The organism is Novosphingobium sp. TK46 (assembly GCF_055361525.1).
In genome coordinates this window covers 3605830-3621880 of the sequence record NZ_CM143963.1, presented here as the reverse complement: position 1 = coordinate 3621880, position 16051 = coordinate 3605830, and the positions used below count along the sequence as shown (strand labels likewise).

The 16051-nt window shown below is 64.5% G+C and carries 10 protein-coding genes; 8 read left to right on the top strand and 2 right to left on the bottom strand.

Annotated elements, in window-relative coordinates; all coding sequences use genetic code 11:
- Positions 1 to 129 precede the first annotated feature (129 nt).
- The 4 genes from ACXJ1Z_RS17285 to ACXJ1Z_RS17270 are packed head-to-tail and all read left to right on the top strand — an operon-like array spanning position 130 to position 6791.
- On the top strand, positions 130 to 1515 hold the full coding sequence (locus ACXJ1Z_RS17285; protein WP_463778357.1) for a TIGR03013 family XrtA/PEP-CTERM system glycosyltransferase: 1386 nt from the start codon (positions 130 to 132) through the stop codon (positions 1513 to 1515).
- On the top strand, positions 1515 to 3626 hold the full coding sequence (gene prsK, locus ACXJ1Z_RS17280; RefSeq protein WP_463778356.1) for an XrtA/PEP-CTERM system histidine kinase PrsK: 2112 nt from the start codon (positions 1515 to 1517) through the stop codon (positions 3624 to 3626). The genes ACXJ1Z_RS17285 and prsK overlap by 1 nt, the downstream gene beginning before the upstream one ends.
- Positions 3623 to 5002 (top strand): PEP-CTERM-box response regulator transcription factor, encoded by a 1380-nt coding sequence (prsR, locus tag ACXJ1Z_RS17275; protein ID WP_463778355.1) that lies wholly within the window; start codon positions 3623 to 3625, stop codon positions 5000 to 5002. The genes prsK and prsR overlap by 4 nt, the downstream gene beginning before the upstream one ends.
- Complete coding sequence (locus tag ACXJ1Z_RS17270; protein WP_463778353.1) at positions 4995 to 6791, top strand: tetratricopeptide repeat protein; 1797 nt, start codon at positions 4995 to 4997, stop codon at positions 6789 to 6791. The genes prsR and ACXJ1Z_RS17270 overlap by 8 nt, the downstream gene beginning before the upstream one ends.
- On the opposite strand, the gene panB is transcribed toward ACXJ1Z_RS17270, so the two are convergent.
- The gene (gene panB, locus ACXJ1Z_RS17265) at positions 6792 to 7664 is read right to left on the bottom strand and encodes a 3-methyl-2-oxobutanoate hydroxymethyltransferase (RefSeq protein ID WP_463778351.1); all 873 of its coding nucleotides are present in this window, start codon (positions 7662 to 7664) and stop codon (positions 6792 to 6794) included.
- A gap of 125 nt (positions 7665 to 7789) precedes the next feature.
- Here panB and ACXJ1Z_RS17260 point away from each other — a divergent pair, with 125 nt between their 5' ends.
- The 3 genes from ACXJ1Z_RS17260 (at position 7790) to ACXJ1Z_RS17250 (ending at position 11865) form a co-directional block, all read left to right on the top strand.
- Positions 7790 to 9289, top strand: coding sequence for an amino acid permease (locus ACXJ1Z_RS17260; RefSeq protein WP_463781284.1), 1500 nt, complete (start codon positions 7790 to 7792; stop codon positions 9287 to 9289).
- Positions 9290 to 9504: 215 nt separating this feature from the next.
- A complete protein-coding gene (locus ACXJ1Z_RS17255; RefSeq protein ID WP_463778349.1) occupies positions 9505 to 10266 on the top strand; it encodes a hypothetical protein in 762 nt (253 codons plus the stop codon).
- 33 nt (positions 10267 to 10299) lie between these two features.
- A complete protein-coding gene (locus tag ACXJ1Z_RS17250) occupies positions 10300 to 11865 on the top strand; it encodes a Y-family DNA polymerase (protein ID WP_463778348.1) in 1566 nt (521 codons plus the stop codon).
- Between the two features lie 404 nt (positions 11866 to 12269).
- Here the strand turns inward: ACXJ1Z_RS17250 and ACXJ1Z_RS17245 are convergent, their stop codons facing one another.
- Complete coding sequence (locus ACXJ1Z_RS17245) at positions 12270 to 14600, bottom strand: patatin-like protein (RefSeq protein WP_463778346.1); 2331 nt, start codon at positions 14598 to 14600, stop codon at positions 12270 to 12272.
- Positions 14601 to 14670: 70 nt separating this feature from the next.
- On the opposite strand from ACXJ1Z_RS17245, the gene radA reads away from it, so the two are divergent.
- Complete coding sequence (gene radA, locus ACXJ1Z_RS17240; RefSeq protein ID WP_463778345.1) at positions 14671 to 16041, top strand: DNA repair protein RadA; 1371 nt, start codon at positions 14671 to 14673, stop codon at positions 16039 to 16041.
- Positions 16042 to 16051: the final 10 nt, after the last annotated feature.

Sequence of the window (16051 nt, the reverse complement as noted above, 5' to 3'; positions counted from 1 at the left end):
CCCTTAACGCGCGTGGCCCAGGAAAAACGCGATTTCGAGACATCGATTGTCAAAGTAACCGACATTTTACGTCTTTGCCCTAGGTAGGCATCCTGTCCAGTCCCGGACCGGGAAGATCGACGCGTACCGATGATCCGTTTGTTCAAGCATTACATCCCGCATGCGGTGGTCCTGCTGTGGCTGGTCGACTTGTTGATGCTGGTCGGCGCCAACGAGATGTCGTGGCGGTTGCGCGCCGGGCAGATTGGCATCGCCACCGGGTCGATCGCCGATCGGGTATGGCCGCACTTCGGCTTCGCAGCGATGATGGTGACCGCGATGATCGCCGTCGGCGTCTATGGGGGCGACGCCTTGCGATCGATGCGGTTCGCCGCGGCCAGGCTGCTGGTCTCGATTTCGTTGGGTGTGATCGCGCTGTCGTTTCTCGACTTCGTAATCGGCGGTCAGACGTTCTGGCGATCGACGTTGGCCTATTCGATGGCGATCGCCTTCTGCCTGCTTATCGCCGATCGTCTGGTGCTGGGCGGCTTTCTTGGCACATCGGCCTTCCGCCGCCGCGTCCTAGTGCTTGGCGCGGGCAATCGTGCCAAGCGTCTGCGTGACCTTGGCGATCGGCCCGAGAGCGGATTCGCCATCGTCGGCTACATCGGCATGAGCGAGGCGGCGCCGGTGATCCTTGAGGCGATCCCCCGCGTCGCGATCCACAATCTCACCCGCTACGTCGAGAACCTGGGCGTTAGCGAAGTGGTGCTCGCACTGGAGGAACGCCGCAATGCGCTACCGTTGAAGGACCTGCTGCGGATCAAGACCGCTGGCGTGCACGTCAACGAGTTCTCCAGTTTCGTCGAACGCGAAACGGGTCGAGTCGATCTCGATACCGTCAACCCCAGCTGGCTGATCTTCTCTGACGGTTTTTCGTCCGGGCGCATCGTTTCGAGCGTTGCCAAGCGCCTGTTCGATATTGGCGCCAGCGCGCTGCTGCTGGTGTTCACCGCCCCGATCATCCTGATCTTCGCCATCATGGTAAAACTCGACAGCAAGGGCCCGGCCTTCTACCGCCAGAAACGGGTCGGCCTGTTCGGACAGAACTTCAACGTCATCAAGCTGCGCTCGATGCGGACCGACGCCGAGGCCGCCGGTGCGCAATGGGCCTCGAAAGACGATCCGCGCGTCACGCGCGTCGGCAACTTCATCCGCAAGGTCCGCATCGACGAACTGCCGCAGACCTGGACCGTCCTCAAGGGTGAGATGAGCTTTGTCGGGCCACGGCCCGAACGCCCCGAATTTGTGGCCGATCTGGAAGAGCATCTGCCGTATTACGCCGAACGGCACATGGTGAAGCCGGGGATCACCGGCTGGGCGCAGATCAACTATCCCTACGGAGCCTCGATCGACGATGCGCGGCACAAGCTGGAATACGATCTCTACTACGCCAAGAACTACACGCCGTTCCTCGACCTGCTGATCCTGCTGCAGACGCTGCGGGTGGTGTTGTGGAGCGAAGGGGCGCGTTGATGCCCGGACCAATGGCAAGCTTTCCCGCCGATCTTTGGAGCGTGGTTGCGCTGGTGCTGCACGTCACTGCGGCGATCGCGGCGGCGACGCTGGCGATCTGGCTGCGGCGTCGCACGCAACGCCTGGGAACCGCCGGGCCTGCGATCGCCGCCGCGCTGGTCGTGACGGCGTTATGGTCGCTCGCCGGCGGGATCGAGTTGCACGGCAGTTATGCCACGACGATGCTCGAAGCCGGACGCAATCTTGTGTGGCTGCTGGTGGTCTATCGGCTGTTCGGCGACGATGGGCGACGCGACAGTCTTGCGCCGATCCGTCCCGTGCTGCTGGCGTTGGTCTTTGTGGAAGTGCTGTTGCTGATCCTCGCCGGGATCGAGACGGATGGCGGGGCAGGGGGTGGCGCGCTTGGGCTGAGCATCATGCTGCGGCTGCTGGTCACGGTGGGCGCGTTGGTGTTGGTGCATAACCTTTACGGCGGTGCCTCTCCCGATGCACGCAAGGCGCTGCGCTGGACCGCGGCCGGTCTCGCAGCGATCTGGATCTTCGATCTCAACCTCTACACCGTTGCATATCTCGCCAACAGCTGGCCACGCGAGATCGCGGCGCTGCGCGGCTTGGCGACGCTCGTGCTGGTCGGCCTGTTTGCGATCGGTGCCAGTCATGGGCGCGAGGAGCTGCGGCTGCGTCCATCGCGGGCGGTGACGTTCCAGACGTTCTCGCTACTGCTGATCGGCATGTATCTGGTGGGCATGGTCGTGATCGCCCAATGGCTCGCCTTTGCGGGTGGCGACTTTGCCCGACTGATCGAGCTGGGCTTTCTGACGGTGGCATCTGCCGTGGCGTTGCTGGTGCTGCCCTCCCGCAAATTGCGCGGCTGGGGCAAGGTGATGCTGTCCAAGCACTTGTTCCAGCACCGCTACGATTACCGTGAGGAATGGCTGCGGTTTACCCGCACGATCGGCAATACCGGCGCCGAGGCACCGCCACTGGGCGAGCGCGTGATCCAGGCTTTGGCCGACGTTACCAGCAGTCCTGCAGGGCTGTTGTTGACGTGCGAGGAGGGCATCGAGGGACCGGCACTGTCGGCGCGATGGAATTGGGGGCAGGTGACGGGGCCGGCCACGATCGATGCGCAGTTTGCTGCGTTCCTGGTGCGAGAGAACTTCATCGCTGAACTGGACGACCTGCGCGCTGGGCACACCACGGTGCCAAACGAAACCACCGCGCCGGCCTGGTTGCTCGACGATCCTCGCGCGTGGGCGATCGTGCCGCTGATCCACTATGATCGGTTGGTGGGAGCGGTGGTGCTCGCCCGCCCGGAAGTCACGCGCAAGCTGGATTGGGAGGACTTCGATCTGCTTCGCGTGGTCGGTCAGCAGCTCGCCAGCTACCTTGCCGAGAACGCGACACAGGATGCGCTGGCCGAAGCTAGCCGCTTCGATGATTTTCATCGCCGCATCGCTTTCGTGATGCACGATATCAAGAACCTCGCCAGTCAGTTCAGCCTGTTGGCGCGCAATGCCGAGCTTCATGCCGAGAAAAAGGCGTTTCGCGACGACATGATCGTCACCCTGCGTAGCTCGTCCGAGAAGCTCAACGCCATGATCGCGCGGCTTTCGCGCTACGGTAACGGCAGTGTCGACCGGATCGAGGATGTCGCTGCCGATCAGGTCGCGAAGGCCGTGATGTTGCGCTTCGCCGGCAACCCGCAGGTCGTGCTGGCCGAGTGCCGCGCGTTGCAGGTAATGGGGAGTCGGCATTCGCTGGAGCAGGTACTGGTCCATCTCGTTCAGAACGCGCTCGACGCCAGCCTGTCCGATAGCCCCGTGTTCCTGTCGCTGGTGGCCGAAGGTGGACAAGCGCGGTTCGAGGTCGTCGATTCGGGCACTGGGATGTCGCCCGAATTCATCCGCAACCGGCTGTTCAAGCCGTTCGTCTCAACCAAGAGCGGCGGGTTCGGCATCGGTGCTTTTGAAGCAAGGGAACTGGTCCAGGCGATGCGGGGCACGCTTGATGTCGACTCGCGTGAAGGCATCGGTTCGCGCTTTGTCGTGCGCGTGCCGTTGCAGATTCAAAGCATGGCCGATTCGGCGCACAACCAGGAAGTGGCATGAGCAACGATACCAAGGCCTTGTCGCTGCCCAAGCTTCTGGTGATAGAGGATGATGCTGGGCTGCAGGCGCAGCTCAAGTGGTCCTATGAGGATTTCGAGGTGTTCGTCGCCAGTGACCGCGCGTCAGCGTTGGCACTGCTGCGTTCGGAATCGCCCGACGTTGTCACGCTCGATCTGGGATTGCCGCCCGATCCGGACGGGGTGAGCGAGGGCTTTGCCGTTCTTGACGCGATCATGACGTTGAAGCCCGACACCAAGGTTATCGTCGCATCGGGCCACGGGGCGCGTGAAAGCGCGCTGCAGGCCATCGCGCGCGGCGCCTATGACTTCTACCAGAAACCGGTCGATATAGACGCGCTGGGCTTGATCGTGCGCCGCGCCTTACAACTGCATCGGCTTGAGGACGAGAACCGTCGACTCGCCGCGCGGGTCAACAAGGGCGGGACGGTTCTGGGCCGCCTGATCACCGCCGCGCCTGAGATGGTGAAGGTCGCCCGGACGATCGAGCGGGTCGCCAACACCAAAGTGTCGGTCATGCTGCTGGGGGCCAGCGGAACGGGCAAGGAGCTGCTGGCGCGCGGTCTGCATGACGCAAGCGATCGCAGTGGGCGTGCGTTCGTCGCGATCAACTGCGCCGCAATCCCCGAAAACCTGCTTGAGAGTGAGTTGTTCGGTCACGAGCGCGGCGCCTTCACCGGCGCGATCAAGACCGTCGAAGGGAAGATCGAGCAGGCCGCGGGCGGGACGCTGTTCCTCGACGAGGTGGGAGACATCCCGCTGCAGCTTCAGGTCAAGCTACTGCGTTTCCTGCAGGAGCGGGTGATCGAACGTGTGGGATCACGTACGTCCATTCCGGTCGACACGCGGATCGTGTGCGCCACGCACCAGAACCTGGAAGCGATGATCGAGCAGGGCCGTTTCCGCGAAGATCTGTACTATCGTCTGGCCGAGATCATCGTGCGGATCCCGAGCCTGGCGGAACGACCGGGCGACGCCACGTTGCTCGCCAAGACCTTCCTCAACCGATATGCCAAGGAGATGAACCCGAGCGTACGCGGCTTCGCCGCCGATGCACTGGCCGCGATCGATGGCTGGAGCTGGCCAGGAAATGTGAGAGAGCTGGAAAACCGGGTCAAGCGCGCGGTGATCATGGCGGATGAGAAGCTGGTCAGTGCCGTCGACCTCGATCTCACGTCTCCCGACGAACGGGCTCTGAATGCGCTCAACCTGAAGACTGCGCGCGAAGCTGCCGACCGCAAGGTGATCCGGCATGCGCTTGCCCGCAGCGAAGGCAACATCAGCAGCACCGCCAAGCTGCTGGGGATCAGCCGTCCGACCTTGTACGACCTGCTCAGGCAGTATGACTTGCATGGCTGAACGGTGTCGTCGGCTGCGGCAGGTCGCCTGGCTGGCGATCGTTCCGGCATTGGCGATGGCGCCTTTGGCCAGCCATGCCGAGCCACAGCCACAGAGCCGCACCGCTCTGATCGAAGCGGCGCGGGCGGCACTGCGGCGCGATGACGGCATCGATGCCGAAATGAAGCTGCGCGCGGCGCTTGCCCAGGGGATGCCCCGCGATAACGTCGCTGCGCTGATGGGCGGGGCCTACATCCGTCAGGGCGACCTGCAGCACGCACGCGAGTGGCTCGGTCCCGGTGCGTTCTCGCCTGGTACCGCGGCGGAGGGTTTTCGCGTGCTGGCGCAATTGGAGCAACTGGATGCCGATCTTCCAGCGGCGGCGCGCGCCTACGATCGGGCCTTGGCCATTGCACCGCGCGATGCCGGACTCTGGGTCGAGATCGGACGGCTGCGATATCGCGCGGGCCAACATCTGATGGCGATCCAGGCGGCCGATCATGCGATCGCGCTGAACGGCCGGGATGTACGGGCGCTGGAATTTCGCGGTCAGCTCGTTCGCGATCGATATGGGCTGTTGGCCTCGCTGCCATGGTTCGAGAGTGCGCTTGCGCAATCGCCCGACGACATAGCGGTTCTGACCCAATATGCCGCGACCCTGGGCGAGCTGGGACGTGCGACCGAGATGCTGGCGGTGACGCGTCGCTTGCTCATGGTCGATCCCGGCAACGCGCAGGCCTACTATCTGCAGGCAGTCCTGGCCGCGCGGGGCGGACGGTTCGAGGTTGCCAGGCAATTGCTGGCGCGAACCGGCGGCAAGCTCGACACGATTCCGGCGACGATGCTTCTCGAAGCCGTGCTGGAATTGTCGGCGGGGAACACGCAAACGGCTTCGGAACTGTGCGAGCAGTTGCTTCAGCGCGAACCCGACGACATGCACGCACGCCAATTGCTGGCGCGCGCACTCTACGCGAGCGGCCAGTACCGGTATCTTACGCTGCGGTTCCGCGACGACATCGAACGGGGATATGCCTCACCGTATCTCCTCACGATCGTGGCGCGTGGGTTCGAGGTACTTGGGGACCGGATGCGGGCCGGTGCGCTGCTAGATCGGGCAGCGATGCCGCCGGCGGCCCCGTTGCGGGTGGTGCCGGTGGGCAGCACCGTGGGCGCGCTGATGGCGCAAGGACGCTCTCAGGAAGCGTTGGCCACCGCAGAGCGCGACCGCACGAGCAGGCCCGGGTCCTATGACGCGCAGGCCGCCGCGGGCGACGTACAGCTTGCGTTGGGCCATCCGGTACAAGCCCAGCTGCGCTATGCCGCCGCCGCTCGGATCCGCATGTCCGACAGCCTGCTGCAACGTCGCTACCAGGCTTTCGCGAATGCCGGCGACGTGCGCGGCGCGACGCAGATGGTCGAGGCCTACCTGCTGCAGGATCCCGGCAATCGCATCGCCTTGAGGCTGCAGGCGGCACTGGCGGTTCGCATCGGCGATCCGCGGCGGGCGACAGCGATATTGGATTATCTGCGACAGACCGGGAGCGGGCAGGATGTGCAGCTGCTCACCGATCTGTCGCTGGTTCGGCTGGGCTCCGGCGATACCGGGGCAGGGGAGGCGGCGGCGGCGCGGGCCTATCGCCTGCAGCGGGCGAATCCGGTGGCGGCGCAAGCGTTGGCGCTGAGCTATGCGACGCTGCAGATCCACCGGGGCCAGGCGGTGTCTTTGCTCGACAAGGCGCGCCAGATGCTGGGCGACAATCCGCTGCTCGCCGCCGCACGCGCGCGGCTCGGCAGTTATCGGGCGGGCTGATCAGGCTTTGGGCTGGTAGGTCTGCTCGGGCCCCGGAAACGCACGCTCGCGCACGTCCTGGGCATATTGGGCGGCGCTGGCGCCGATCATGCCGGCGATGTCGCCGTACCGTTTGACGAAGCGTGGCGTGCGTTCGAACATGCCCAGCATATCCTCGGTCACCAAAACCTGACCATCGCACAGAGCCGAGGCGCCGATGCCGATGGTGGGTATCGCGAGTGCCTTGGTGAGGGCGACGGCGATCGGCTCGATAACCCCTTCGATCACCACGGCGAAAGCACCCGCCGCGGCGACGGCTTCGCCATCGGCCATGATCTTGGCATGTTCCTCCTCGCTGCGGCCGCGCGCGGCATAGCCGCCAAGCGCGTTCACCGCCTGCGGGGTCAGGCCGATATGTGCCATTACCGGGATGCCGCGCTGGGACAGGAATGCGATGGTCTCGGCCATGGCCTGCCCTCCTTCCAGTTTCACGCCCGCCGCTCCGGTCTCGGCCATGATCCGGCTGGCCGAGGCGAAGGCGGCCTGGGGGCTCGCTTCGTAGGAGCCGAAAGGCATGTCCACGATCACGACCGAATGATAACTCCCGCGCACGACAGCCGCGCCATGGGCGATCATCATCTCCAGCGTGACGGCAAGGGTGGAAGGCAGGCCATAGATCACCTGGCCCAGCGAATCCCCCACCAGCAGCAGATCGCAGTGCGGATCGAGCAGCTGCGCCTGGCGAGCGGTATAGGCGGTCAGCATCACCAGCGGTTCGGCCGTGACGCCGCCCGTCTTGCGACGCTGGATCGCCGGTACCGTCAGGCGTTTCATCGGTGCCGGAGTGGGGTTGGCGCGGCTGGTCGCGGTATCGAGCTGGAAGGTCGTGGACATGCCATGCCTTCTAGCGCCGCCATGACGATGACGCAAAGGCGTGGAACGCCGTGCGATAACCCTTGCCAAGCGACCGCTTGCCGTTAGCGTCCGGCAGCAATACGCTTATTTCCGGGGGTTACCGCATGTTCGGTCGCGTGAAGTCGCTCGATGCCATCTTGGCGACGGCGGAAAAGAAATCTCTCCATCGATCACTCGGCGCCTTCCAGCTGACCATGCTGGGTATCGGCGCGGTGATCGGCACGGGTATCTTCGTTCTAACCGCCGAGGCCGCGCAGAAGGCGGGTCCCGGCATGATGATCTCGTTCGTCATCGCGGGCTTCGTCTGCGCGGTGGCGGCGCTGTGCTACGCCGAAATGGCAGCGATGGTTCCGGTTTCGGGATCTGCCTATACCTACAGCTATGCGGTCATGGGCGAACTGGTCGCCTGGATGGTCGGCTGGGCGCTGATCCTGGAATACGCGATCGCCGCGGGAGCGGTGTCCGTCGGCTGGTCGGGCTATTTCATCGGCTGGTTGAACACGAGTTTCAATCTGAACGTACCCTACACCTGGGTGCGCGGGCCTTTTGATGGCGGCCTGATCAACTTGCCTGCCATGCTGATCGCCGCTGCTGTTACCGCGCTGCTGATCAAGGGGACGAAGGAAAGCGCGACAGTCAACGCGGTACTGGTCGGGGTCAAGATCCTGGCGTTGACCCTCTTCGTCGCGCTGACCATCCCGATCATCAAGTCGGGCCAGTTCACGCCGTTCGCGCCGCTGGGCTTTGCGGGCATTTCCGGAGCCGCAGCGTCGATCTTCTTCGCCTATGTCGGCTTCGACGCGGTTTCGACCGCCGCCGAGGAGACCAAGAATCCCCAGCGCAACATGCCGATCGGGTTGATCGGAAGCCTGGCGGTCTGCACGATCTTCTACATGCTCGTCGCCACGGGCGTGATCGGCACGGTCGGCGCTCAGCCGGTATTCGGCCCGAACGGCCAGGCGCTTTCGCCTGGGACTCCTGCGTTGTCGCAGGCCTGCGTCGCCATCCAGGAGAACGCCGTAGTCTGTTCGAAGGAGGCGCTGGCCTGGACGCTCAAGCAGGTCGGTTATCCGTTCGTCGGCTGGCTGGTCGGCGCCGCTGCGATCATCGCCTTGCCTTCGGTCATCCTGATGATGATGTTCGGTCAGACCCGCATCTTCTTCGTGATGAGCCGCGACGGCCTGCTGCCCGAGTTCTTTTCCAAGGTGCACCCCAAGTTCCACACCCCCCACGTCATCACGATGCTGACGGGTGTGTTCGTGGCGCTGTTCGCAGCGTTCTTCCCGGTCGGTCTGCTGGCGGACGTGTCCAATTCGGGCACGCTGTTCGCCTTTGCGGCGGTGTCGATCGCGGTCATGGTGCTGCGCCGAACCGATCCGGCCCGGGTTCGACCGTTCCGCACGCCGCTGATCATGATCACCGCACCGCTGGCTATCGCCGGGTGCGTCTATCTGTTCTTCAGCCTCTCGATCGAGACGATCCTGCTGTTCGTCGGGTGGGCGCTGATCGGCTTGGTGGTGTACTTCCTGTACAGCCGTAGCCGTAGCCATGTGGGTCGGGGTCTGAGCGATGTGGCGCCACCGGCAGGCACCATCATCCACTAAAACGCCATAGTGAAACAGCGGTCTGATGCGATGAAGACCAACGAGGGCGCGGCCGGCGGATTTTTCCGTTGGCCGCGCCTTTTTCTTTGCGGCTCAAGGCGTTCTTGCACAAGCAATCCCCAGCTTCTCCCCAGGCCTGTGCACAGGCAGACGTTGCACATCTCTCCAAATCAGAACATATGTAGAACATAATCTTGATTTCGAGAGGCGATTCAATGTCTCATGCCAGCACCGTTCCATCAGCCTTGCAGGTGCAGGATCCGGCAATCCATTGCGTGATGGCCTCGGCCGTACTGTCACCCTCACGAGCGGCGGAGTGGCGGCCTGGACTGGTGCCATCCGGGCCTGCGCATGGCGAGATCTTCGCTTCAGGCGATGATACTTCGGGATCGGCGCTCGCGTTGGCCTTTGCGCGTGACCACTTGCAGGCCACTGCGCCCGATCCATTGGCCGACACGCCGGATGAACGTCCCTGGCTTTGGGTACAGGATCGTGAGGCGCTGCGTTGCTCTGGCCGGCCCTACCGCCCCGGCTTGCCTCGTGCGCTTCGTCATCGCCTGATCCATGTCGCCGTGCGCACTCCGGAAGATGCGCTGTTCGCGCTTGAGGAGGGCTTGCGCTGCCGTGATCTCGCTTTCGTCATGGGTGAGATCACCGGCAATCCGCGCGCGCTGGATATGACGGCCTCGCGCCGCCTAAGCCTGGCGGCGGAGAAGCATGGCGTGCCGTTGTGGCTGATCCGGCTGGATGCGAAGCGTGACTTGTCGTCGGCACGCCAGCGCTGGTCTGTGCAAGCGGCGGCTTCTCCCGAGCCGCGCTGGAACCCTGCGGCGCCGGGTACGCCAAGCTGGCAGGCAGACTTGTTTCGTGCCCGCCGCCATCCTGCCGGCACCTGGATGCTGCGGGACGATGGCGCGATGGTGGCGGGCCGCATTTCCGCGCCGCAACAGGCATACGACATATCGGCAAGAGCCTGAGCCAGGGGCTTTGAACCTCCTGGCCATACTGCCATGCAATCATCATCCACTCCTCGCCGCATCCTCGCCATCTGGTGCGCGCGACTGGCGATCGATCGCTGGCGTCTTGGCGAGAACCTGGCTGAGGGTGAGGGGGCCGATGCCGCGCCTTTGGCGCTGATCACCGAAACCGCGCATGGACCGCGCATAACCGCCGCCAATACCGCCGGACTTGCCGCAGGCGCGCAGCCTGGAATGATGCTGGCCGATGCGCGCACGCTGTGCCCCGCTTTGGCGGTGGCGCCGGCGGACCCTGCCGGTGATCTGGCATTTCTGGAAAAGCTGGCGGTATGGGCTCAGCGCTGGGGGCCATGGAGCGCGCTCGACCCCCCGGATGGCGTGCTTGTCGACGTGAGCGGCGCGGCACACCTGTTCGGTGGCGAAACCGGGTTGCTGGAGGATGCGCGCACGGCTCTTGCGCGGCGGCGACTGGCGGTACGCCTTGCCATCGCGCCTACCGCCGGGGCGGCGTGGGCGCTGGCGCACTATGGCCCACCCAATGCCATGCTGCATATGGCGGATGATCCGGCGCAGCGGCTTTCGCACTTGCCGGTAGCGGCATTGCGGCTGGATGACGATACGATTACCTTGCTCAAGCGGCTGGGGCTCAAGCGGCTGGGCGACCTGCATGGCGTCCATCGCGAGGCGATTGTGCGGCGTTTCCGCAACCGCCGTTCGGCCTCGGCCAACCCGCTGATCCGCATCGACCAGCTCCTGGGTTGCGTACCCGAACCCTTGTTGCCGATCGTCGCTGTCGAGGCGCCACTGGTGCAGCGCCGGCTGATGGAGCCGATCCGCCATCGCGAGCTGCTGCAAAGGGTCGTCGCCGATCTGGCAGCAGACATGGCGCGGATCCTGGAAGGACAGGCGCTGGGCGTCCGCAGGCTGGAACTCGGCATGTGGAAGGTCGACGGCGAAGTCGTGACCCGCCGGCTGGAAATTTCCGCTGCCAGCCGCGATTGCATACACCTGGCCACCTTGTTCAACGGCAAGCTGGAGAATATCGACGCCGGGTTTGGCATCGAGATGGTGCGTCTGCGCGCCTCGTGGACCATGCCGATGGCGCTGGCCCAGCGCGACTTCGAAGCGTCTGCCGAGAACCACGGCACCAGCCTGTCCGCCTGCATCGACCGGCTGTCGGTACGGCTTGGTCCCGATGCCGTCCGCCGCCCGGTTCCTCACGCCAGCCACGTGCCCGAACGCGCACAGCGCTGGCTGGGCCCGCTGGAGCAGGACAAGACGGCGCAGGGTGAACTGGAATTCCACGCCCGCCCGCTCAAGCTGCTCGATCGACCCGAACCGATCACGGTGATCTACGAGACGCCCGATGGCCTGCCCAAGCGTTTCCGCTGGCGCGGCGGATCGCACGACGTCACGCGATCCGAAGGTCCGGAACGTATCGCTCCCGAGTGGTGGCGCGAACGCTCGACCACTCGTCTGCGCGATTACTATCGCATCGAGGATGGGCAGGGCCGTCGCTACTGGATCTATCGCAACGGTGTGATCGGAGATGGCCGGGGCGGCCTGCCCGAGTGGTTCCTGCAAGGCATGTGGGGGTAGCCGATGCTCCGGCCTGATCCAGGACAGCGCGATCAAGCGACACCTAGGCGAGCGCTGAGATGCAACGACCGACATTGACGAACGGGATCAAAAAAGGGCGCTCCAGCCTCGGCCGGAGCGCCTCAGTCGTCGTACATGGGGATGCACCGCAGCGACTTACGCGCGGCGATTTGAAAAAGCATGGCTTTGTTTTCCCCAGTGATTTCGCTGTGAACGCGGAACCAATCGGGCCATGTTTTCGTTCGCGCGCCTCCTTGATCCTAGAGAATCCGGTCGTTTCGTCTGTCTACTCCCCCGATGGAAGCGGTCCGTTCCCGTCGTTGGATCGTGTCTGCCTTGGGTTGAGATGTGACCTCCCGCGATGATCCTGCAAAGGGCAGCGCGATATCATCGCCCTGGATCATTCATGCCCGATCGCCGCCACTCGTGTTTACCTCGACCTCCCGACGAATCCCCCGGATCAGGCCTGGATCTGCCAACAATCGGCCCTCTTCCTCTCGCAGGATGGCCAGAAACGCCTCACACTTGAACCGATCCAGCTCCGCTGTATTGCCATTTGCGGCTTCGATCGTCGATGCGATCAGGTCTATCAGCCGTTCCGCGCCGTGAAGCCGGCCCCAAAGGTAGTCGTTCTCGCGGTAGGCGCGACTGAAGAATGCGCCGAAATTGTAGAACTCCGTACCCCGCAAAGTCGCCCCCTTGCGAATGGCGCTGCAATCGTCAGGAGAGATGCGGTCGACCTTGGCGGGGTTGTACTCGGTGGTGCCCTCACCGCGCAGCAACGGCAACGTCACCACGTCATAGAAGGGGAAACCAAGGTAGGCGAGAAGCAGGGCACGGCGCGAATCCGTCGAGATCGCAGCCAGCGCATCGCCGATCAGCGCATCGGCCCAGGCATCGAGCCGGACCAGATCCCGACTGCGTGCGATGAAGGCGATGACCGCCCCCGGATCCTCGAACACGCGCGCGGCGATACCTTCGAACGCGGGGCCGAGAGAGACCGTCGGCTCGCATGCCTGATACAGGGCAAGCGCCTCGTAGATCGCCGCCAGAAGACGGTCCTCGCCGTCATCGCTGCCGAACCCGTTCGCCTGCTTGTCCTGCGCCGCGCGGCGGGCAAGTAGACGCAGGCGCCGGATGCGAAACGCCAGATCATGCTCGCGAAACAGCGTGATCGCCTGCTCCGAGGCACCACCACGAAGCGCGGACAACCGATCGAGACCGTTCGCGGCAAGGTGCGCGGACAAGGCTTCACCGATCCTCTGCCGCGAACCCGTTTGCGGCGCAGCCTGCGCCACCATCCGCGCCAGCATGTCGACGATGCCGGTGAACTTGACCTGCGAGTATCCGTGATAGGCGAACCCGGCCTGCTCCCACGCGGCCCGCTGCGCCTTGCCGCGCCAGCCTGCCAGTCGCTTCGAAGTCGGCTTGTCGAAGAACAGCGTCCGACCGAACAGTTTTTGCACCGCATCGTCGATCTCGGGGCGAAGCGACTCGATGATCGCGGTCAATGTGGCCATCTCGCGCGAAGCCGTCTCCAGCGCTTCGAGATTGTCGCGGATCGGCTGTTCGCGCGGTATGGCCGAGATCGCTCCGAAGATGGTGGTAAGAAAGCTTGGTGGCCCGACATGCTCGCGCGGTGTCCGCAAGAAGGTGCGGTCGGGCGTGGGGTCGATGTAGACGAAGCGCCGGTCGACTTCCCGATGTGCCGGCCGATCGCGCAGCACTGCCATCGCATCGGCGAACGGGGCATTCACCAGCACCGATCCGTCGATGAGCGCGACCTGGTCAAGATCGTCGGCGCGGATGTGTTCGGGAAGAATGCGCGCCAGGAAGCCATCCCGACTATCCCATGTCATCCCATCCTCATCCGCTAGGCGATCGATCTCCGTGACCTGAAGCGGCGGAAAGGCACCAGGGAAACTCGATGTCGCCCTCGCCGCGAACACAAGATCAAGCAAGGGCGCAAGCGCTTCGCCCGACGCCAGCGGTGTCGCCCGACGAAAGCCGATGCTAACGCGATACTCGCTCTCGAACACCTGTCGCGGCGAATGCAGGCGAAGGGGCTGTACCTGACCGGCGAAGTCGGTGGTGGTGACGAACAGATCGACCGGATGACCCGCCGGCAACAGCGGCGGCCCTGCCGGCCCCTCGGCCATCGCCTGCAACGCACCGGCCAGCAGGCGCGACAGACCGATCCCGCTGAAAGGCGGTTCGAACCAGCGGGAGCGTATCAGCCGGGATAGCTTCTCGCGCACCTCTTCGCGCATTTCCGGAGCTACCGAAACACTCACGCCATTGCCCGGCCGGTGCAGCATGTACGACGCAAATGGCGCCATCCAGAACTTGGCACGGCGCGCCGCTGGCCGCGCCTCGGGGTCCAACAGCACGTCGATATCGGCTTCGGACAGCCATAACTCGGTCAGCGGATCGAGTGATTGGCCCGAATGAATCGCTTGTGCCAGAAACACCGAATTGATGCCCCCGGCACTGGCGCCTGCCACGATGTCGGCCAGCACCGACACGCGCAATCCGTGGCGTTCCTGCAACCATCGCAACAGTTCGGCATAGACCGCCTCGCTGCCATTCAGGCCTTCGTTATCGCCACTGCCGGAATGGATGATCTGACTGGCGCGCAGCAGCTTCCACAATTCCTTGGTGACGCCGTGCATGTAGACGGCCAGGCTGACCCCGCCGTAGCAGACGAGCGCGATGCGCAGTTCCTTGTGCCGCATGTGTCCGATCTAGCGGCATCTTCGCGGATGGCAATTGCGTTCCCGCAATGTTCCGGCTAATCGCACGGATATGGTCAAGCCCAAACGTCGATATGTCTGCCAGGCCTGCGGCGGCGTCAGCAATCGCTGGCAGGGGCAATGCCCCGACTGCGCCGAGTGGAACACGCTTGCCGAAGATGTCCCGGCGACGGTCTTTTCGGCAAAGCACGACTTGTCGTCAGGTGGCCGGCCGATCCGCTTCGAGCCGCTCGATGCGCCGGGGGAAAGACTGGTCCGCCGGTCTAGCGGTCTCGCGGAATTCGACCGGGCACTGGGTGGCGGGATGGTGCCCGGATCGGCTATCCTGATGGGTGGTGATCCGGGTATCGGCAAGTCGACACTCTTGCTGCAGGCGGCGGCGAACATCGCCAATTCAGTTGCGCTCGCCGTCTATATCAGCGGCGAGGAAGCGGCGGGGCAGGTGCGCCTGCGGGCGGAGCGTCTGGGCCTGTCGACGGCGCCACTGCAACTCGCCGCGGCGACGTCGGTACGTGATATTCTTACGACGCTGGGCGGCATGGATCCGCCCAAGCTGCTGGTCATCGATTCCATCCAGACCATGCACTCCGATCAGATCGAAGGCGCGCCCGGCACCGTCAGCCAGGTACGCGGCTGCGCATTCGAGTTGATCCGCTATGCCAAGCAGAACGGCGTGACGCTGGTGCTCGTCGGCCATGTCACCAAGGACGGATCCATCGCCGGCCCGCGTGTGCTTGAGCATATGGTGGACGTGGTGATGAGCTTCGAGGGAGAGCGCAGCCACCAGTATCGCATCCTGCGCTCGATCAAGAACCGCTTCGGGCCGGTGGACGAGATCGGCGTGTTCGCGATGGAGGGTGCCGGGCTGACGGAAGTGGGCAACCCCTCGCTGTTGTTTCTGTCGGGACGCGAGGAGCCGATGGCGGGCAGTGCGGTGTTCCCCGCCATGGAGGGTACGCGGCCGGTCCTGGTCGAAATACAGGCGCTGATCGTGCGGCTGCAAAGCGGCGCCACTCCGCGTCGTGCGGTCGTCGGCTGGGATTCCGGCCGATTGGCGATGCTGCTTGCCGTGCTGGAGGCGCGCTGCGGGCTTAACTTCTCCAGCGCGGAAGTCTATCTGAACGTGGCGGGGGGATATCGTCTGGCCGATCCTGCCGCCGATCTCGCCGTGGCGGCTGCGCTGGTTTCCGCGCTGGGTGACAAGCCGCTGGCGAAGGATGCAGTGTGGTTCGGCGAGGTCTCGCTCGCAGGAGAGATCCGGCCGGTCGCGCATGCCGCCATCCGGCAGCGCGAAGCGGCCAAGCTAGGCTTCGGCAAGGCGTGCGGACCCGCGGGCTCGACCGCCTCGGGGGACAAGGGGTTGCGGTACGATGGGCTGACGCTGCTACCAAACCTCGTTGACCGGGTGCTGGGCGCTTCCTAGATGCATCGCG

What these genes read in the sequence shown, in the direction of transcription:
- ACXJ1Z_RS17255 (WP_463778349.1), top strand. Translation starts at nt 9,505, where the DNA reads ATGTCTCATGCCAGCACCGTTCCATCAGCCTTGCAGGTGCAGGATCCG.
- prsK (WP_463778356.1), top strand. Translation starts at nt 1,515, where the DNA reads ATGCCCGGACCAATGGCAAGCTTTCCCGCCGATCTTTGGAGCGTGGTT.
- panB (WP_463778351.1), bottom strand. Translation starts at nt 7,664, where the DNA reads ATGTCCACGACCTTCCAGCTCGATACCGCGACCAGCCGCGCCAACCCC.
- ACXJ1Z_RS17245 (WP_463778346.1), bottom strand. Translation starts at nt 14,600, where the DNA reads ATGCGGCACAAGGAACTGCGCATCGCGCTCGTCTGCTACGGCGGGGTC.
- ACXJ1Z_RS17285 (WP_463778357.1), top strand. Translation starts at nt 130, where the DNA reads ATGATCCGTTTGTTCAAGCATTACATCCCGCATGCGGTGGTCCTGCTG.
- ACXJ1Z_RS17250 (WP_463778348.1), top strand. Translation starts at nt 10,300, where the DNA reads ATGCAATCATCATCCACTCCTCGCCGCATCCTCGCCATCTGGTGCGCG.
- radA (WP_463778345.1), top strand. Translation starts at nt 14,671, where the DNA reads ATGGTCAAGCCCAAACGTCGATATGTCTGCCAGGCCTGCGGCGGCGTC.
- ACXJ1Z_RS17270 (WP_463778353.1), top strand. Translation starts at nt 4,995, where the DNA reads ATGGCTGAACGGTGTCGTCGGCTGCGGCAGGTCGCCTGGCTGGCGATC.
- prsR (WP_463778355.1), top strand. Translation starts at nt 3,623, where the DNA reads ATGAGCAACGATACCAAGGCCTTGTCGCTGCCCAAGCTTCTGGTGATA.
- ACXJ1Z_RS17260 (WP_463781284.1), top strand. Translation starts at nt 7,790, where the DNA reads ATGTTCGGTCGCGTGAAGTCGCTCGATGCCATCTTGGCGACGGCGGAA.